General features: G+C 65.4%; 18 protein-coding genes. 13 read left to right on the top strand and 5 right to left on the bottom strand.

The genetic code is table 11. From position 1 onward, the window contains the following. The first annotated feature begins 37 nt into the window (after positions 1–37). From CEX87_RS06455 to CEX87_RS27945, 3 genes are all read left to right on the top strand, one after another. Positions 38–721, top strand: coding sequence for an IclR family transcriptional regulator (locus tag CEX87_RS06455; RefSeq protein ID WP_233151304.1), 684 nt, complete (start codon positions 38–40; stop codon positions 719–721). A 133-nt stretch (positions 722–854) separates the two neighbouring features. After that, positions 855–1,793 (top strand): cytochrome P450, encoded by a 939-nt coding sequence (locus tag CEX87_RS27065; RefSeq protein WP_142301073.1) that lies wholly within the window; start codon positions 855–857, stop codon positions 1,791–1,793. Then, complete coding sequence (locus CEX87_RS27945; protein ID WP_158220758.1) at positions 1,685–1,993, top strand: cytochrome P450; 309 nt, start codon at positions 1,685–1,687, stop codon at positions 1,991–1,993. Before CEX87_RS27065 ends, CEX87_RS27945 begins: the two co-directional genes overlap by 109 nt. Before the next feature lie 4 nt (positions 1,994–1,997). Here CEX87_RS27945 and CEX87_RS06445 read toward each other — a convergent pair whose 3' ends face one another. Continuing rightward, complete coding sequence (locus CEX87_RS06445; protein ID WP_198957168.1) at positions 1,998–2,870, bottom strand: alpha/beta fold hydrolase; 873 nt, start codon at positions 2,868–2,870, stop codon at positions 1,998–2,000. A 221-nt stretch (positions 2,871–3,091) separates the two neighbouring features. On the opposite strand from CEX87_RS06445, the gene CEX87_RS06440 reads away from it, so the two are divergent. Genes CEX87_RS06440 through CEX87_RS06405 form a run of 8 tightly spaced genes read left to right on the top strand, consistent with a single transcriptional unit; the run spans position 3,092 to position 12,321 of the window. After that, positions 3,092–3,901: an MlaE family ABC transporter permease gene (locus tag CEX87_RS06440; RefSeq protein ID WP_094286477.1), complete on the top strand. Its 810-nt coding sequence runs from the start codon at positions 3,092–3,094 to the stop codon at positions 3,899–3,901. Positions 3,902–3,910: 9 nt separating this feature from the next. After that, positions 3,911–4,768, top strand: a complete 858-nt coding sequence (locus tag CEX87_RS06435; protein WP_094286475.1) for an MlaE family ABC transporter permease — start codon at positions 3,911–3,913, stop codon at positions 4,766–4,768. A gap of 7 nt (positions 4,769–4,775) precedes the next feature. Continuing rightward, positions 4,776–5,996, top strand: coding sequence for an MCE family protein (locus CEX87_RS06430; RefSeq protein ID WP_233151303.1), 1,221 nt, complete (start codon positions 4,776–4,778; stop codon positions 5,994–5,996). Continuing rightward, positions 5,993–7,015, top strand: a complete 1,023-nt coding sequence (locus CEX87_RS06425) for an MCE family protein (RefSeq protein WP_094286473.1) — start codon at positions 5,993–5,995, stop codon at positions 7,013–7,015. The genes CEX87_RS06430 and CEX87_RS06425 overlap by 4 nt, the downstream gene beginning before the upstream one ends. Beyond that, entirely contained in the window at positions 7,015–8,097 is a 1,083-nt protein-coding gene (locus CEX87_RS06420) for an MCE family protein (RefSeq protein WP_094286471.1), read from the top strand. Before CEX87_RS06425 ends, CEX87_RS06420 begins: the two co-directional genes overlap by 1 nt. After that, a complete protein-coding gene (locus CEX87_RS06415) occupies positions 8,094–9,542 on the top strand; it encodes an MCE family protein (RefSeq protein WP_094286469.1) in 1,449 nt (482 codons plus the stop codon). Before CEX87_RS06420 ends, CEX87_RS06415 begins: the two co-directional genes overlap by 4 nt. Beyond that, positions 9,539–10,786: an MCE family protein gene (locus tag CEX87_RS06410; RefSeq protein ID WP_094286467.1), complete on the top strand. Its 1,248-nt coding sequence runs from the start codon at positions 9,539–9,541 to the stop codon at positions 10,784–10,786. Before CEX87_RS06415 ends, CEX87_RS06410 begins: the two co-directional genes overlap by 4 nt. Further along, positions 10,786–12,321, top strand: coding sequence for an MCE family protein (locus CEX87_RS06405; RefSeq protein WP_094286465.1), 1,536 nt, complete (start codon positions 10,786–10,788; stop codon positions 12,319–12,321). Before CEX87_RS06410 ends, CEX87_RS06405 begins: the two co-directional genes overlap by 1 nt. Before the next feature lie 5 nt (positions 12,322–12,326). Here CEX87_RS06405 and CEX87_RS06400 read toward each other — a convergent pair whose 3' ends face one another. Next, positions 12,327–12,839, bottom strand: a complete 513-nt coding sequence (locus CEX87_RS06400) for an Rv2253/PknI dimerization domain-containing protein (protein WP_198957167.1) — start codon at positions 12,837–12,839, stop codon at positions 12,327–12,329. Between the two features lie 168 nt (positions 12,840–13,007). Here CEX87_RS06400 and CEX87_RS06395 point away from each other — a divergent pair, with 168 nt between their 5' ends. Both CEX87_RS06395 and CEX87_RS06390 read left to right on the top strand, forming a co-directional pair. Beyond that, positions 13,008–13,442: a hypothetical protein gene (locus CEX87_RS06395; protein ID WP_416171891.1), complete on the top strand. Its 435-nt coding sequence runs from the start codon at positions 13,008–13,010 to the stop codon at positions 13,440–13,442. Positions 13,443–13,511: 69 nt separating this feature from the next. Continuing rightward, positions 13,512–14,375 carry an EamA family transporter gene (locus CEX87_RS06390; RefSeq protein WP_094286463.1) on the top strand — a complete coding sequence of 288 codons (864 nt, stop codon included), beginning with the start codon at positions 13,512–13,514 and terminating at the stop codon, positions 14,373–14,375. A gap of 91 nt (positions 14,376–14,466) precedes the next feature. Here the strand turns inward: CEX87_RS06390 and CEX87_RS06385 are convergent, their stop codons facing one another. Genes CEX87_RS06385 through CEX87_RS06375 form a run of 3 tightly spaced genes read right to left on the bottom strand, consistent with a single transcriptional unit; the run spans position 14,467 to position 17,366 of the window. Continuing rightward, a complete protein-coding gene (locus CEX87_RS06385; protein WP_094286461.1) occupies positions 14,467–15,312 on the bottom strand; it encodes an ABC transporter permease in 846 nt (281 codons plus the stop codon). Beyond that, a complete protein-coding gene (locus CEX87_RS06380) occupies positions 15,309–16,184 on the bottom strand; it encodes an ABC transporter permease (RefSeq protein ID WP_066808682.1) in 876 nt (291 codons plus the stop codon). Before CEX87_RS06380 ends, CEX87_RS06385 begins: the two co-directional genes overlap by 4 nt. A 3-nt stretch (positions 16,185–16,187) precedes the next feature. After that, positions 16,188–17,366, bottom strand: a complete 1,179-nt coding sequence (locus CEX87_RS06375; RefSeq protein ID WP_066808685.1) for a polyamine ABC transporter substrate-binding protein — start codon at positions 17,364–17,366, stop codon at positions 16,188–16,190. Between the last annotated feature and the right edge of the window lie 71 nt (positions 17,367–17,437).

The following is a 17,437-nucleotide window of genomic DNA, read 5'->3' as shown; positions in this document are numbered from 1 at the left end:
CAGTGGGAAATTCTGCCTTGGCAGCGAGTTTCCTCGCATGCCCACCGTCAACGCGCCAGCGTCGGACGCACTACGCGACCCACTATGGGAACTGTGTTCAACGCTGGGGATGGCGGCATGTATCTCCGAGGTGCGCGACGGCCAGATCGCCGTCATCGAAACGGCCGCTCCAAACGGCGGCCGCTCCCAGGTACAGGCCGGGCAGCGGTTGCCCTTCGTCGCGCCGTTCGGCCGGGAGTTCGTCGCGTGGGCGCCCGCTGCCGCACGCCAGGACTGGATGACGGCCGCAGGTCCGGTCAACGACGTCTACCGCGCGCGGATGCCCAAGGTGCTCGACGAGATCTGCCGGCGGGGGTACGGGATCGAACGGCTCAGCAGTCCTCTGCTGAAAGTCTTCGCGGCGCTTCTGGCTGTGCAAGACGGCGGCGCACCGGACCCCGTGGCGGTACGCCTGGCCGGCGCCGTTGCCGACCTGACGGTCGTCGACTTCCTTCCCGATGAATTGCCTCAGATCGACCAGTGCGAGCTCGCGACCATCTCCGCGCCGATCTTCGATCCCGAAGGCAATGTCGTGCTGACAGTTTCAGCGCAGCCCTACTGCCGACTCACCCTCGAACGGGTCCGCGTCATCGGCGAGCATGTGCTCGACTTTGCAGAGCGCGCCGATACTCTTGTCGCGCAGCAGGTCTCGATGCCGGATCGAGTGACCGGTGCGTCGTGACGCGTCGTCTGAGAGGCCGTCCTCCCGCTCAGTGGGCGCATCCGGTCGTCCCGCGAGTCCGCACTCTAAGGTCCGTTCCGTAGGTCACATCTACGGCTCTCCTTTACTGGGGGCCGAACGGAGGCCCTAGCGCATGGCCGGTGCACAATTCGTCTACGACCCGTCCACTTCTAAGTTCCAGGACGAGATCTGGGATGTGTACCGCACGATGCGAGACCACCATCCGGTCTACCGCGACCCGGACGGCCAGTTCTACGCGTTCACCCGGTTCGCCGATGTCTGGGCCGCGGCGGCCGACCACCAGACTTTCTCCAGCCGCGTATCCGAGGCAAACGATCTACTTCCCCAACTCATCTTCATCGATCCGCCACGACATGGCGCTCTTCGCAGACTGGTGTCGCGGGCCTTCACCGCGCGGTGCGTCGCAGCGATGGAGGACGAAATCAAGAAGTGCGTCGGAGCTCTGCTCGACGACATCGCGGCCAAGGATGTCTGCGAATTTCAGCACGACTACGCGGCTGTCATTCCCAGCGTGGCAGTGGGCGGGATGATCGGCCTCGACGAGCGGTATCTCGCACCCATGCGCACTTGGACCGAGGCGTTCATCGGTTTGGACACCGACAAAGCCCTCGAGGCCGCGATGAACATCTATGCGATGTTCGCCGAATTGCTCGAGGAGCGCCGTCGCCACCCGCGCGAAGACCTGATGACCGCACTTCTTGACGCGGAGATCGACGGCGAGAGGCTCAGCGACCAGGAGCTACTGGGATTCTGCCTGCTGTTGGTCCTCGGCGGTAATGACACGACGGCCAGCGTCATCGGTTCGGGTCTCCTTCTTCTCCTGAACCACCCTGAACAGCTCGACCTGGTGCGCAACGACCCCTCGCTGTGGCCGTCGGCCATCGAGGAGATGATCCGTATAGAGGCGCCCACCAGGCCCTGCCTCGAACCGCCACGCGCGATGTGGAGCTCCACGGCGTCCAGATCCCCGCTGGATCGCGCGTCATGTTGGTTTGGGGCGCAGCCAATCACGATGATCGTGAGTTTCCGGATCCGGAACGCTTCGATGTGACGCGACGTGTTAAGCGACATGCCTCATTCGGTCATGGCCCACATTTCTGCATGGGCTCCGGGCTCGCTCGAATGGAGGCCCGCTTGGCCTTCGCCGAATGGTTTGAGCGCTTCCCAGAATGCGAACTCGCCGGTGAGCCGGAGAGAATCACGTCTGCCTGGGCGCGAGCGTTCCACTCGATACCACTCCGGTTGGGTTAACCGGTCACCGACGGCTCAAGAACGCGAGCACCACGCTCTCGAACGCAGCCTTGGCCTCGATCATCGCCCAGTGCCCGCAGTTCGGGAACACGTGCAGTTCGGCGTTGGGAATGGTGCGCATCGGGATCAGCGCCATGTCCAGCGGGCTGACCCGGTCGTCACGCCCCCACGTCAACAGCGTGGGTGCGGCGACCTTGTGCATCTGCGCCCACGGCAGCGGCGCATCGCTGCCGCGCATGAACGCCATCATCTGCGTGAAGGCCTTCTTGCCGTACATGCGCCGGGCGGACTCCAGCGTCTCCGGATCGGTCGCCAACTGCCAGCGTTCCTCGATCAGTTGTTCGGTGACGAGCGACTGGTCGTACACCATCGAGTTGAGCCAGTCGACCAACCGCTGACGGGTGGGGTCCTCGGTGAACTCCTGGAGCAGCCGAATCCCCTCACTCGGGCCGGGACTGAAGATGTTGGTGCCGATGCCGCCGATCGTGACCAGCCGGCCGATGCGGTCCGGGTTGCTGATTGCGAAGTTGATCCCCACGCCGCCGCCCATCGAGTTGCCGACGATGTTGACGCGATCGATGCCCAGCGCGTCGAGGAAGGGGACGACAGCGCCCTGCGCCGTGATCATCGGATGGCCGCCGAAGTCGTCGCTGACCCCGAAACCCGGGAATTCCAGGATCAGGCAACGGAAATGCTCGGCGAAGGTGGGCAGCACACCGCGGAAGTTGCGCCAGCCGGTGACGCCGGGCCCGGAGCCGTGAAGAAAGAGCAGAACGGGACCGTCACCGACGTCGTAGTAGCGCAGCACACCGGAGGGGGTGGGTGTCTCACGGAGGTCGCTCTCGACGCGGGCGATGAAGGCTGCGGTGTCGGTCACGCCCCATAGCTTGCCACGCGCATATCCGACCGCAGGTGGTTGTTCCGTTCATCGGGCGTCCCGGTAAGCGGGACGCTCACTGTGCCGCTGAGCGATTGACTGCGACGCTGCCGATCGAGAGACGGGCCGTCGACGTGCCCGCGCGTAAGCAGGAGGCCCGATGTCGCCGGCGATCCCGTCAGGTGTTTCGCGATGACGTCGCTGACCGGAGTCGTGGGGTAATGGCAACCGACGCACCGGAGCGGTGGTCTGCGGGTCTGCCGCCGTTGCGGAATCTGGCTGGGCCGATGCAGGCGGTCGGGGCGTTGTTTGCGATGTCGGCTGATGCGGTGCGGTTTGTGTTTCGTCGGCCGTTTCAGTGGCGGGAGTTTTTGGAGCAGTGTTGGTTTATTGCTCGGGTGTCGTTGGCGCCGACGTTGTTGGTGGCGATTCCGTTCACGGTGCTGGTGTCGTTCACGTTGAACATCTTGTTGCGGGAGTTGGGTGCCGCTGATCTGTCGGGTGCGGGTGCGGCGTTTGGTGCGGTGACCCAGGTGGGCCCGATCGTGACGGTGTTGATCGTGGCCGGTGCCGGTGCGACGGCGATGTGTGCCGATCTTGGGTCGCGCACGATCCGCGAGGAGATCGATGCGATGGAGGTGCTGGGCATCAACCCGGTCCAGCGCTTGGTGACCCCGCGCATGTTGGCCTCGGGGTTGGTCGCACTGCTGCTCAACAGCCTGGTGGTGATCATCGGAATCCTGGGTGGTTACACGTTTTCGGTGTTCATCCAGGATGTGAACCCGGGCGCGTTCGCGGCTGGGATCACGCTGTTGACCGGGGTGCCCGAGGTGATCATTTCGTGTGTGAAGGCGGCGTTGTTTGGTCTGATCGCCGGGCTGGTGGCGTGTTTTCGCGGGTTGACGATCACCGGTGGTGGCGCCAAGGCGGTCGGTAACGCGGTCAACGAGACGGTGGTGTATGCGTTCATGGCGTTGTTCGTGATCAACGTGGTCGTGACCGCGATCGGCATCCAAATGACGACGGGTTAGCGGCTCTCGATGGGCACCGCAACGATTTTGCGCACGACGTATCCGCGCTTGAGCCGTCAGGCCAAGCGACCGGTGGACTTTTTGGGTCGCATCGGCGATCACATGTTGTTTTATCTGCGTGCTCTGGCGGGGGTGCCGCACGCGTCGGTGCATTTCCGTAAGGAGATCGTGCGGTTGATCGCCGAGATCTCCATGGGCGCGGGGACATTGGCGATGATCGGCGGCACGGTCGCGATCGTGGGGTTCTTGACGCTGGCTGCCGGTGGCACGTTGGCGGTGCAGGGGTATTCGTCGTTGGGCGACATCGGTATCGAGGCGCTGACCGGGTTTTTGGCGGCGTTCATCAACGTGCGGATCGCGGCCCCGACGGTGGCCGGGATCGGGTTGGCGGCCACGTTCGGGGCCGGGGTGACCGCGCAGCTGGGTGCGATGCGTATTAATGAGGAGATCGATGCGTTGGAGTCGATGGCGATCCGGCCGGTGGAGTATCTGGTGTCCACGCGCATTGTGGCCGGCATGGTGGCGATCACCCCGCTGTACTCGATTGCGGTGATTCTGTCGTTTGTGGCGTCGCAGTTCACCACGGTGGTGTTGTTCGGTCAGTCCGGGGGGCTGTATGACCACTATTTCGACACGTTTTTGAATCCGATCGATTTGTTGTGGTCGTTTCTGCAGGCGGTGTTGATGGCGATCACGATTTTGTTGATTCACACCTACTTCGGCTACTTCGCCTCCGGCGGGCCCTCGGGTGTGGGCGTTGCCGTCGGTAACGCGGTGCGCACCTCGCTGGTGATCGTCGTGTCGGTCACCCTGCTGGTATCCCTGTCCATCTACGGTTCCAACGGCAACTTCAACCTGTCGGGATAGTGGCACGTTGACGAACAAGCAGCAGACGTCGGTGCCCGCTGAGCCGCGCGAATTTGCAAGACCGGTGGCGGGACTCGTGGCAATCATCGCGATCGCCGCGGTCGTCGCTCTTGCCGTCGCGCTCTTCCGCGGCGACTTCACCAGGACCGAACCGGTCACCGTCATCACCGACCGCGCCGGCCTGGTGATGAACCCCGACGCCAGGGTCAAGCTGCACGGCGCTCAGGTGGGCACTGTCCACTCGGTCGAGCCCCTTCCCGACGGCCGAGCCGCGATCCACCTCGCCATGGATCCCTCGTCAATGGAACTGATCCCGGCTAACGTGCGCGTCGACATCGCGTCGTCGACGGTGTTCGGCGCCAAATCCGTTGCGCTCGTTCCGCCTCCGGACCCCTCGCCGCAGGCGCTGCGTGCCGGCCAGATCCTTGACGCCGATCACGTCACCGTCGAGATCAACACCATCTTCGAACAAATCGTGTCGGTGCTGAACCGCATCGAACCCGCCAAACTCAACGAGACGCTCGGGTCGCTGGCATCGGGCCTGAGCGGACGCGGCGAGAAATTCGGGCAGACGCTGTCCGATCTGGACACGATGCTCGAGAAGATCGATCCCAGTCTGGGGAATCTGAGTCACGACATCGCGGTCTTGCCAGAGGTTCTCGAGGCCTACGCCGACGCCAGCCCAGACCTGCTGGCCATCGTCGACAACGCCACCGGTATCAGCGACACGATCGTCGACAAACAGCAGGACCTCGACACCCTGTTGCTCAGCACGATCGGGTTGGCCGACATCGGCGACGAAGTGCTCGCCGGCAACCGCAAGGCGATCACCGACGTCTTCGACCTCCTCGTGCCGACGACCGACCTGACCAACCAGTACCACCCAGCGCTGAATTGCGTTCTGGCAGGTATGGTCCCGCTGGCCACCGCTGCACCCTCGCCGGTGCCCGGGGTGCTGCTGCTCGACTCCTTCGTGTTGGGCTCCGAACGCTACCGCTATCCGCAGAACCTGCCCAAGGTCGCGGCCAAGGGCGGGCCCCAGTGCGCGGGACTGCCCGACGTCGGCTACGAAACCCGGGCGCCCTACGTCGTCAGCGACATCGACGCCAGCCGCGCGCAGTACGGCAACCAGGGCATCCTGCTGAACTCCGATGCGCTCAAGCAGGCGCTGTTCGGCCCGATCGACGGTCCGCCCCGCAACTCCTCGCAGATCGGACAACCGGGATGAGCGGCGTGGGAACAGCGATCAAACTGGGCATTTTCGGCGCGGTGATGCTGCTGCTCACCGCCGCGCTGTTCGCAATCTTCGGCCAGTACCGCACCGGGTCCGCGCACGACTACTCCGCGGTGTTCACCGACGTCTCCGACCTCAAACCCGGGGATTCGGTGCGGGTTTCGGGTATCCGCGTCGGCACCGTCCACGACGTCTCCCTGCAACCGGACAACACCGTCGTGGTCACCTTCGACGCCTCCTCCGACATCGTGCTCACCTCAGGAACCAAAGCCGCGGTGCGCTACCTCAACCTCGTCGGGGATCGCTACCTCGAACTCCTCGACGGGCCCGGCTCGACGAAAGTCGCCGGACCCGGCTCACAGATCCCCGCCGACCGCACCGAGCCGGCCCTGGATCTCGACCTCCTTCTCGGCGGGCTGAAGCCCGTGATCCGCGGCCTGAACCCCGACGACGTCAACGCTTTGACCCGCTCCTTGATCCAGATCCTGCAGGGCCAGGGCGGGAACCTCGAATCGCTGTTCGCCAAGACCGCATCCTTCTCCAACTCGATCGCCGACAACGGCGAGACCGTGCGGAACCTGATCGACAACCTCAACGCGGTGCTGGCCACCATCGCCAAGGACGGGAACAAGTTCTCCGGGGCGGTGGACCGCCTCGAGAAGTTGATCACCGGCCTGGCCGCCGATCGTGATCCGATCGGAGAGGCGATCACCGCACTGGATAGCGGGACCGCTTCTCTCGCCGATCTGATGACCCAGGCCCGGCCGCCGCTGGCCGGCAGCGTCGACCAGCTCAACCGCGTCGCTCCGCTGCTCGAGAAGGACATACCGCTTCTCGACATCTCCCTACAGAAGGCGCCGCAGAACTACAAGAAGCTTGTGCGTCTCGGCGCGTACGGCAGCTTCCTGAACCAGTACCTGTGCGGAATATCGGTCAGGGTCACCGACCTCCAGGGCCGCACCGCGCACTTTCCCTGGATCCTGCAGAACAACGGACGATGCGGGGAGCCCTGATGCTGAAATACCGTGCCTCACCGCTGATTCGAGCCGGATTCATCGGCGTTGTTCTCATCGTCCTGATCATCGCCGTGGGGCTGCAACCCGAGCGGCTGTGGTCGTGGGCCACCGCCGTCAGGTATCAGGCGATGTTCACCGAGGCCGGCGGTCTGACGCCCGGCAACGACGTGAAGGTCTCGGGTATGACGGTCGGCTCGGTGTCCGATGTATCCCTGGATAAGGGCAAAGCCCTCGTGACGTTCACCGTCGACGGCAAGGTCCGCTTCGGATCGCAGACCACGGCGCACATCCGCACCGGCACGCTGCTGGGGGAGCGCACCCTGGCCCTGGAACCGGCCGGCGATGACCGGGTCAAGCCGCTGTACGTCATCCCTGTGTCGAGGACCTCTTCGCCGTACTCCCTGACCGAGGCGGTCAGCGAGTTCACCGCCAACACAGCCGACACCGACACCGCATCGATCAATCGGGCCCTCGACACGCTCTCCGACACGATCGACCGGATCGCGCCGCAACTCGGGCCGACCTTCGACGGGCTGAGCCGGCTGTCGCGCTCACTGAACGGACGCGACGAGTCGCTGGGCCGGCTGCTCAAGAGTGCCGCCGACGTCACGGGCGTGCTGTCCGAGCGCAGCGAGCAGCTGAACACCTTGATCCTCAACGCCAACGACCTGATGGGTGTTCTCGAGACCCGCCGGTACGCCATCGTCAGCCTGCTCGCCAACACCTCGGTGGTCGCCCGCCAGTTGACGGGTCTGGTGCACGACAACGAACAGGAACTGGCGCCGACGCTGCAGAAGCTCAACGCGGCCTACGACATGCTCGAGCGCAACCGCGACAACATCGCCAAGGCACTCTCGGGACTGGCGAAATATCAAGTCACCCAGGGCGAGGCCGTCAACAACGGGTTCTACTACAACGCGTTTGTCGGCAACCTGCTGCCCGCACAGTCGCTGCAACCGTTCCTCGACTATGCGCTGGGCTATCGCCGCGGCGTGAACGCCGGACAGCCGCCGGACAACGCGGGACCCCGGGCCGAATTCCCCTTCCCCTACAACGGTATTCCGGGAGGGTCACGATGATCGGCCGAAAACCGCTGTCGACCGCGCTGCTGGTGGTTCTGGTGGGCCTGCTCGTCGGCGGAACCGTCGCGGTGATCCGCCAGTCGTTCTTCGGCGCCAGAACCATCACCGCGTACTTCGCCTCCGCCACAGCGATCTATCCCGGCGACGAGGTGCGCGTCGCCGGGGTGCGGGTCGGCACGATCGAAGCGATCGAGCCCGACGGAGGCCAGGCCCGCATTCGGCTATCCGTCGACCGTGACGTGCCGATCCCCGCCGACGCCAAAGCGGTGATCGTCGCGCAGAATCTGGTGTCCGCGCGTTACATTCAGCTTGCGCCCGCCTACGAGACCAGCGGCCCGACGCTTCCCGACAACGCCGTCATCGGCGTCGACCGGACCGCGGTGCCCGTCGAGTGGGACGAGGTCAAGGACCAACTGACACGGCTCGCGACGGATCTCGGCCCCAGCGGCAACATCTCGACGACGTCGATCAGCCGGTTCATCGACAGCGCGGCCAACGCCATGACCGGAAACGGCGACAAACTCCGCGAAACCATCACGCAGCTGGCGCAGGTCGGCCGGATACTCGCTGACGGCAGCGGTGACATCGTCGACGTCGTCGTGAACCTCCAGACCTTCGTCAACGCCCTCCGCGACAGCAACGCCCAGATCGTGCAGTTCCAGGACCGCCTCGCCACGGTGAGCAGCGTGATCGATTCGAGCAAGTCCGATCTCGACGCCGCCCTCACGTACCTCGCCGAAGCCGTCGGCGAAGTGCAGCGGTTCATCGCGGGCAGCAGAGACCAGACCGCCGAACAGATCCAGAGGCTCGGCGCCGTCACACAGAATCTCGCCGACAATCGGTTGGCCCTGGAGAACGTGCTCCACGTCGCGCCCAACGCCATCGGCAACGGATACAACATCTACAACCCCGACACCGGCACCATGATCGGCGGCTTCGCGTTGGCGAACTTCGCCAACCCGGTGCAGTTGGTGTGCTCGTCGATCGCCGCGGTGAAGAACGCCACGGCGCCCGAGGCGTCCAAAGCGTGCGCGGAATACCTCGGTCCCGCACTGCGATTGCTCAATTTCAACTATCTGCCGATGCCGTTCAACGCCTACCTGCAGAAGTCGCCGAGCCCAGGCAACCTGATCTATTCGGATCCAGCGCTCGCGCCCGGGGGAGCCGGCGGCGCTCCGGTGGCTCCGGAGGCCGCGCCGGCGGTGTCGGCGTACACCGGCGCCGGTGACGTGCCGCCGCCGGCGGGATGGGCCACTCCGGCCGGCCCACCCGGCGCCTACGCTCCGCATGGACTGCCGGCCGCACCGCAACCCGCGCTTTTCCCGGGTGCGCCGATTCCGCCCGGTCCACCGCCGACGGCCTCGCACCCGACGACCCTCGAGGACATGTTGCTGCCCGCCGAGGCACCGGCACCGCCGGCGACCCCGATGGGGCCATCATGACGCGCACCCGTTCTATCCGCCGGCTGGTCGTCATGGCATGTTGCCTCACCCTCGCAGTGACCGGGTGCACGTTCGAAGGCGTGAACTCGCTGCCGCTCCCGGGCACGGTGGGCCGGGGTGAGGGCGCTGCGGTGTACCACGTCCAGGTCGCCAATGTCGGCTCTCTGGAACCCAATTCACCGGTCATGCTCGGCGACGTCGTCGTCGGCAGCATCGGCAAGATGAAGGTGACGAACTGGCACGCCGACATCGAGGTGTCGGTGCGGCCCGAGGTCGTGATACCCGCGAATGCCGTGGCGACCGTGGGGCAGACCAGCCTGCTCGGATCGATGCACCTGGCGCTGGACCCACCGCTGGGCCAGTCGCCCAACGGCGCACTGGAACCCGGGTCGACCATCGGACTCGACAGGTCGTCTACGTACCCGTCCACCGAACAAACCCTGTCCTCACTGTCGGTCGTGGTCAACGGGGGCGGCCTCGGGCAGATGGGGGACATCGTCAGGGAGTTCAACGCCGCGCTGAGCGGACGCGAAGACCAGATCAGAGACCTGCTGGCCCGCCTGAACGATTTCATCGGGATGCTCGACACCCAACGCGACGACATCAACGCCTCGATCACCGCGATGGACCGGATGTCGGGCGCGTTCGCCGCCGAACGCGACGTCATCACCAATGCACTGCAACGCATTCCACCCGCTCTCGATGTCCTGATCAAGGAACGGCCGCGCATAACCGAGGCGCTGGAGCGCCTGGGACGGTTCAGCGACACGGCCACCGGGCTGATCAACGACACGAAAGACGACATCGTGCGCAACCTCGCCAACCTCGAACCGACCTTGCGCGCGCTCGCCGACGTGGGCCCGAACCTGGGCACCGTCCTGGCCTATGCGCCGACGTTCCCCTACACGCAGAGCTTCATCGACCGTGCGATCCGCGGCGACTACATGAACCAGTTCATCACTTTCGACTTCACCATTCCGCGACTCAAGCGGGGGCTGTTCCTCGGCACCCGCTGGGGGCAGGAGGGCGCGCCGATGGTGCCCGCGCCGGGCGATCCCTGGTATTTGACCTACACCCTGGACCCGCTGAACGCGCCGATCACGCCGGCGCCCACCGAGGTCGCCGAGCCCCCGCCGCTGGTCGAAAGCGTTGACGGCTCAGATGATTCCCACGGAGTCGTCGTCGACCACGGATCTGGCCTCGCGGCCGACGGCGCGGCGGACGCCGGGGGAGGCGGCAACTGATGTTGACGCGCTTCGTCCGCAATCAGCTCATCATCTTCACCATCGCCTCGGTGATCGGCATCGCGCTGATGGTGTTCGGCTACATGCAGGTGCCGACGCTGCTGGGCATCGGCCGCATCACGGTGCAGCTCGAACTGCCCGGCGCCGGAGGCCTTTACCGGTTCTCCAACGTGACCTATCGCGGTGTCCAGATGGGCAAGGTCCTCGACGTGCGCGCCACCCGCGAGGGCGCCGTCGCGACGCTATCGTTGACCACCTCACCGAAGGTTCCCGCCGACACCCGGGCCGCCGTGCGCAGCGTGTCCGCGGTCGGCGAACAATACGTCGACCTGGTACCCGATGACACGAACGGACCGTTCCTGCAAGACGGCTCGGTGATCCCCCGAGAGAAGACTTCAATACCGCAAGCCGTCGGCCCCATGCTCGATCAGGTCAGCGCCCTGATCGACAGCATTCCGAAGGACAAGATCAGCGGTCTGCTCGACGAGTCGTTCAAGGCTCTGGACGGGGCCGGATACGACTTCGGTTCGCTGATGGACTCGTCGGCGAAGATCGTCGGCGACGGCAACGCAATCGCCGACAAGACGCGAGCGTTGATCGACGACAGCCGTCCGCTGCTCGACGGTCAGGCGCAATCGGCCGACGCCATCCGCAGCTGGGCTCGCAGCGTCGCGGGCATCACCGGTCAACTCGAGGCCGATGACGCGCAGATGCGCACGATCCTCGAGACCGGTCCCGGCGCGGCAAACGAGGCCTCGCGTTTGTTCAACGATGTCAAGGCCACGTTGCCCGTGCTGTTGGCCAACCTGACATCGGTCGGCGAGGTCGGCGTGACGTATCACGCTGCGCTGGAACAACTTCTGGTGCTGTTCCCGCCGTATGTGGCGGCTACGCAGACCGTCGGTGTGGCGCGCAACAATCCCACGGGCATGGCGCTGGGGGATTTCACGCTGGTGATCAGCGACCCGCCCGCGTGCACGGTCGGGTTCTTGCCGCCGAACCAATGGCGCTCACCGGAGGACGAGACGATCGTCGACACACCCGACGGTTTGTACTGCAAGCTGCCGCAAGATTCACCTATCGGGGTGCGCGGAGCCCGCAACTACCCGTGCCTCGCGCAACCGGGCAAGCGCGCACCGACCGCCGAGATGTGCCGCAGTGACAAGCCGTTCGAGCCGCTGGCAATGCGTCAACACCCGCTGGGTCCGTATCCGATCGATCCCGGCCTGATCGCCCAGGGTGTCCCACCCGACGACCGGGTCGACTTCGAAGAGCGGATCTACGGTCCGGTGCAGGGAACGCCGATGCCGCCCGCCCAACCAGGCGAAGGGGTGCCGCCACGGCCCGGAGGTCCAGGTCCCGCCGCGGCCCCGAGTTCCTCGAGTTCCGGTGGCGGGCCGTCCGTCGCCTTCGCCCCCTACGACCCGCAGACGGGTCAGTACGCGACGCCCGACGGGCAGGTGTTCCGGCAAGCCGATCTGGTGGCGCCCGCCGGTGCGCGGAAGTGGCAAGACCTCCTGGTCCCGGGTGGGTGATTCGGTCAGCCGTTGTTCTTGACGAGCTTGAACGGCATGGTGATGAAGACCGGTTTGCTGACGCCGCACGCGCCGCTGGGGCCGGTGGTCTGGTCTTCACCCGCCAGTGTGGTCGACGCGGGGTCGGTCATGCTGCCGTCCTCGTTGACGGGGACGAACCGGAACACCTGGAGACCGGGGGCCGCCGTGCCGTCGGGACACGGAATCCAGTCCTGGACGGTGTGCTTGACGTACCAGACGCCACCCGTCTTGTAGATCGGCGCTGTCCAGCCGAAGTCGCTGACGACCGTGCCCGTGCACTCGGTCGGATAGCTGCACGTCGTGGTGATGGTCCAGGTGCTGCGCAGGCTGGCCTCGTCGCGGAACACCTCGTTGGTCTTGGCGTATTCGCCGTTCGAGGTGGCGGTGTAGCGGCCGTTAAGGCCCCACTCGTTGTCGGTGGCCTGGGCGCCGCCGGCCAACCCGATGCCCGTCACGGCCACGGCGACGACACCTGCCGCGACACCGGGCATTCGCATCGCCGTCTCCTTCACCGATCGTGACGAACGATCAACCTAGGCCGGTTCCGGCGCGCATGACGATCCGCGTCCGCTCAGTGGAACAGGTGATCCCGCTCAGCGGCACCACCGCCGTCGATCGTCGTCGCTATGACGTATCAAGGAACCGTGCCTGTCCGACGCCGTTCCGTGGCCTCCGCATTGGCCGGTGTGACGCTGGTCGTCGCGGCGTTGTTCGCCCCCGGTACCGCACGCGCCGAGACCGCCTACGGTAACTTCCATCTGATGATCGACGGGCGCTACGACTTCCACACGTGGCTCTGGGCGATCTCGCGCTGCCCCGGCGACTGCTTACACGTTCAGGCGATACCGCAACCCATCGCGAAGGCGTTCGCCTACCACGGCGATGCGCACCTCGCCGATGGCCGGTACACCTTGACTGTGGACGTCCCGGACGGACTGCGGTGCGGCAACGTCTACTACGGTCCGGTGATCCCGACCCGCGACGTTTATTCGTGGGATGCGGTGACCCGGTCGGGCACGCTCGAATCGTCGTTCGCGACCGGCTGTGACGGTGCGCCGGGCGGGACCTTCACCTATCCGTTCAGCCTCGCCCGCCTGTAGCAGAGCCACGGCTGGCTGCCGAACGAAATACCGTGGACGCGACCGCTCCACATCCCGTTCAATGCAGGAATGGTGAGCCGTACCCGCAGCGGGGTGCTGATGGCGGTTGCGGCGATGCTGTCCGTGCAGACCGGCGCGGCGGTCGCGGTGACGCTGATCGACGATATCGGCGCCGAAGGCGCGGCCTGGCTGCGGCTGGCATGGGCAGGTGTGCTGATGCTCGTCATCGTGCGGCCGCGACCAAGCGCGTTCACCTGGGCGACTTTTCGGATGTGCGTGCTGCTCGGGGTCGTCACTGCCGCCATCACGTTGTTGTTCATGGCGGCGCTCGCCCGCATTCCCTTGGGCACTGCCAGCGCGATCGAGTTCCTCGGTCCCTTGGCCGTCGCGGTCGCGCACGGCAGCGGACGCGGCCGCCTGGTGTGGCCCGGTCTGGCCGCGATCGGAGTCGTGCTGCTCACGCAGCCCTGGGCGGGTGAGGTCGATCCGGTCGGCGTCCTTTACGCGCTGGCGTCAGCGGCCTGCTGGGCGGCTTACATCCTGTTGACCCAGCGGGTCGGTGACGAGGTGGTGGGCTTGTCCGGGTTGGCGGTGTCGATGCCGGTCGCTGGTTTGGTGGCGACGCTCGCCGTCGGCCATCTGGTGCTGCCGCGGTTGTCGGTCGACATCCTCTTGATCGGGATCGGCCTGGCGATCCTGCTGCCGGTCGTGCCGTTCGCGTTGGAACTCCTGGCGTTGCGCAGACTCACGACCGCGGCGTTCGGCACCCTGATGGCCCTCGAACCCGGCTTCGCGATGGCCATCGGCCTCATCATCCTGCACCAGGTGCCCGCTCTGCTCGGCGTGCTCGGCATGTGCTTCGTGGTGGCCGCCGGTATGGGAGCTGCGCGCACCGGCGCCCGTACACCGCCGGTTCCCGTCGAGGTGGCTTGAGTTGGACGTCGAGTTCTGCGGGAGGGTCGTGATTCCGCGGAATTTACAGCCCTAGTGCAGAATTCGACGCTGCCAGGTGCCGCAAGTCCCGCTAGACATCGATCCGCTTGCGCCGGTACAGGGTTCCCGCTGCCAGCAGGATCAGGCTGATTACCAGGATCGCCGTGGCGAGGACGTTGATCTGCGGCGGCACCGCGGCCTTCACCGCGGCATTGACATACAGCGGGTACGTCACCGTCGAACCGCTGACGAAGTAGGTGATGATGAAGTCATCGAGCGACAACGCGAACGACAGCATCCCGGCGGCGACGATGCCGGGAACGATCAACGGAAGCGTCACGCGGAAGAAGGTGCGCGTCGGGCTGGCGCCGAGGTCCATCGACGCGTCCTCGAGCGTCCAGTCGAAACCGCGCACCCGCGCGCGCACGGTCATCGCGATGAAGCTGACCTCGAACGCGATGTGCGCCAACACGATCGTCGTATAACCGGTCGCCCAACCCAGGTCGAGGAACAACACCAGCAGGGCGGCGCCCATGACCACCTCGGGCGCCGTCAGCGGCAGGACGAGGAAGGTGTCGACCGCGCGCTGACCCCGCCACCGTTGCCGCACAAGGGCTATCGCCACCAGCGAGCCCAGCACCAATGCAACCGCGGTGGAGACCGCGGCGACGTTGATGCTCAGCTTCAGCGCCTCGGTCAGAGCGGGGTACTTGAAGGGATCGGCCCAGTTGTCCAGGGTGAAACCCTGCCAGGTGTAGTTGAACTTGCCCTTCGGATCGTTGAACGAGAACAGCACGATCACGAAGATGGGCAGGAACAGGTACAGCAGCACGAGTCCCGCTACGGCCCGCAGCAGCCAATCGCCCCACCGCGGCGAGCCCCTAACCCGGCCGCCAGGAGCGGGATTCGTCGCCGCTTCCATCGCCCGGACGGTCATACGAGTTCCTCCGTCCCCAATGCCCGGGTGTAGAGCAGGACACCGACAAGGATGATGCCCATCAGCACCATGCTCAGCGCCGCCGCTGCCGGGTAGTCCTTGACGACCAGGAACTGCTGCTGAATCACGTTGCCGATCATCGTCGTTTGGGTGCTGCCCAGATACTCGGCGTTGATGAAGTCACCCGCGGCCGGGATGAAGACGAGCAGGCTGCCGGCCAGCAGTCCGGGAAGCGACAGCGGCAGGATGACTTTGGTGAAGCTGCGGGTGTTCGACGAGTACAGGTCTTTGGAGGCCTCGATGAGTCGGGGATCGATCTTCTCCAAGCTGACGTACAGAGGCAGGATCATGAAGATGATCCAGTTGTAGGTGAGGCCCCCGATGACGGCCCAACTCGTCGACAACAGCCGCCCGTCGGCGGGCAGCAGCCCGATCGCGTCCAGCGCACCGACTACCCAACCGTTATCGGCCAGAATGGTTTTCCACGCGATGGTGCGGATCAGGAATGTCACGAAGAACGGCAGGATCACCAGGCCGAGGATGAGGTTCTTGAAACGTCCGGCCTTGAAGGCGATCACATACGCCAAGGGGAACGAGAGCAGCACGCACAGCACCGTCGCGGTAGTCGCGTAGCCGAACGACCGCAGTATCTGCTCCTGATACTTGCTGAACGCCTCGGCGTAGTTCCCGAAGTCCCATGAGAACGTCAGTGTCGGAAGGAAAATCGAGCCGCTGGCCTTCGACAGAGACATCCGCGCCAGGGAGATGAACGGAATGACGAAGAACACCGCCAAGTACGCCAACGCCGGCAGGATCATCAGATACGGTGCGAGCCTACTGCGCTGTCGGCCGCTACTGGCGACTCCCGCCATCTATCAACCGCCGGTGACTTCGGCGTACATCGTGGCGTACTGCTGCTTCTGCTCATCCTCGAGCGGAGCCCAGGCCTTGATCCGGTCGAGGGTGGATCGCGGGGGATTGATCAGCTGGTTCTTGCCCAGGTTCGGGTCGATCCGGTCGAGTTCTGCCGTCATGTCCGAGAGCACCGGAACGAACTGCGTGAAGGCGATGAGTTTGGCGTAGTTGGCCCGGTCGTAGACGAAGTCGATCCACGCCTCGGCGGCCTTCTGGTTCTGCGTGGTGTAGGGGATGACCATGGTGTCGAGGAAGTCGGTGCCACCGGTCTCCGGTACCATGAACTGCAGGTCGGGGTTGTCGGCCTGTAGCTGCACCACATCGCCCGAATAGGCTTGTGCGACCACGACATTGCCCGCAGCCAGGTCGTCGGCGTAGTCGTTGCCGGTGAACCGGCGAATCTGGCCCCGGTCGTTCTGCTCGCGGACGAGGTTCACCGCATTCTGCACCGCTTCGGTGTTGGGCGATGCGGGGTCTCCGCCCTGGGACTGCATGATCATGCCCAGACCGTCCTGGAAGTCGGAAAGCATACTGACGCGGCCCTTGAACGCCGGATCCCACAGATCGTCGATCGTGGTGATGTCGCGTCCGGTGGCGGCGCGGTTGTAAGCCAGGCCGACCATGCCCGTCATGTAGGGCGCGCTCCATTTGCGGCCCGGGTCCATCTGCGCGTCGAGCAGGTCGGGTCGCAGGTTCTTCTTGTTCGGGATGCCGTCTTCGCTGAAGTCGTTGACCCAGTTGAGCTTCCGAATCTGCGAGGCCATGAAGGCGGTGGGCACGACGAGATCGGTACCGATGTCCTGCTTGCGCGACAACGGCTCCTTGACCTTGGCGAACCACTCCTCGTTGTCGTTGAAGTCTTCCTTGTAGTCGACGGTGATACCCGAGCCCTGCTGGAAGGCGGCGATGAACCCCTCGGCCATGTACAGCGGCCAGTTCGAGATCCGCAGCGTGCCGCTCGCCGGTCCGCCTTCCTGTGTGGTGGTGCCGGAAGTCCCGCTGTCTGATCCGCACGCCGCCAGGAACGACGGGCCGAGCACCACGGCGGCGGCCGCAGCGGCGCCTCCACCGATGAAGCGGCGGCGCGACGTGCGGTTGGCGGCGAAGCGGGCGAGGCGGGGATCCATCTCGTAGGGCATGGGGCGGCTGTGCCTTTCGTCGGAGGGAGGGGAGGGGCCGACAACTTCCGAGTCGCCGCTCGGGGCGGTGC

This window comes from Mycobacterium lehmannii (assembly GCF_002245535.1).
Taxonomy (GTDB): domain Bacteria; phylum Actinomycetota; class Actinomycetes; order Mycobacteriales; family Mycobacteriaceae; genus Mycobacterium; species Mycobacterium lehmannii.
Note: the sequence above shows the minus strand (reverse complement) of the source record. Positions and strands in the feature narration are given on the sequence as shown.

Coding starts and splice junctions, on each gene's coding strand:
- CEX87_RS06375 (WP_066808685.1), bottom strand. CDS start 17,366: ATGCCCTACGAGATGGATCCCCGCCTCGCCCGCTTCGCCGCCAACCGC.
- CEX87_RS06425 (WP_094286473.1), top strand. CDS start 5,993: ATGAGCGGCGTGGGAACAGCGATCAAACTGGGCATTTTCGGCGCGGTG.
- CEX87_RS06410 (WP_094286467.1), top strand. CDS start 9,539: ATGACGCGCACCCGTTCTATCCGCCGGCTGGTCGTCATGGCATGTTGC.
- CEX87_RS06400 (WP_198957167.1), bottom strand. CDS start 12,839: ATGCGAATGCCCGGTGTCGCGGCAGGTGTCGTCGCCGTGGCCGTGACG.
- CEX87_RS06455 (WP_233151304.1), top strand. CDS start 38: ATGCCCACCGTCAACGCGCCAGCGTCGGACGCACTACGCGACCCACTA.
- CEX87_RS06380 (WP_066808682.1), bottom strand. CDS start 16,184: ATGGCGGGAGTCGCCAGTAGCGGCCGACAGCGCAGTAGGCTCGCACCG.
- CEX87_RS06415 (WP_094286469.1), top strand. CDS start 8,094: ATGATCGGCCGAAAACCGCTGTCGACCGCGCTGCTGGTGGTTCTGGTG.
- CEX87_RS27065 (WP_142301073.1), top strand. CDS start 855: ATGGCCGGTGCACAATTCGTCTACGACCCGTCCACTTCTAAGTTCCAG.
- CEX87_RS06435 (WP_094286475.1), top strand. CDS start 3,911: ATGGGCACCGCAACGATTTTGCGCACGACGTATCCGCGCTTGAGCCGT.
- CEX87_RS06385 (WP_094286461.1), bottom strand. CDS start 15,312: ATGACCGTCCGGGCGATGGAAGCGGCGACGAATCCCGCTCCTGGCGGC.
- CEX87_RS06440 (WP_094286477.1), top strand. CDS start 3,092: ATGGCAACCGACGCACCGGAGCGGTGGTCTGCGGGTCTGCCGCCGTTG.
- CEX87_RS06405 (WP_094286465.1), top strand. CDS start 10,786: ATGTTGACGCGCTTCGTCCGCAATCAGCTCATCATCTTCACCATCGCC.
- CEX87_RS06390 (WP_094286463.1), top strand. CDS start 13,512: ATGGTGAGCCGTACCCGCAGCGGGGTGCTGATGGCGGTTGCGGCGATG.
- CEX87_RS06420 (WP_094286471.1), top strand. CDS start 7,015: ATGCTGAAATACCGTGCCTCACCGCTGATTCGAGCCGGATTCATCGGC.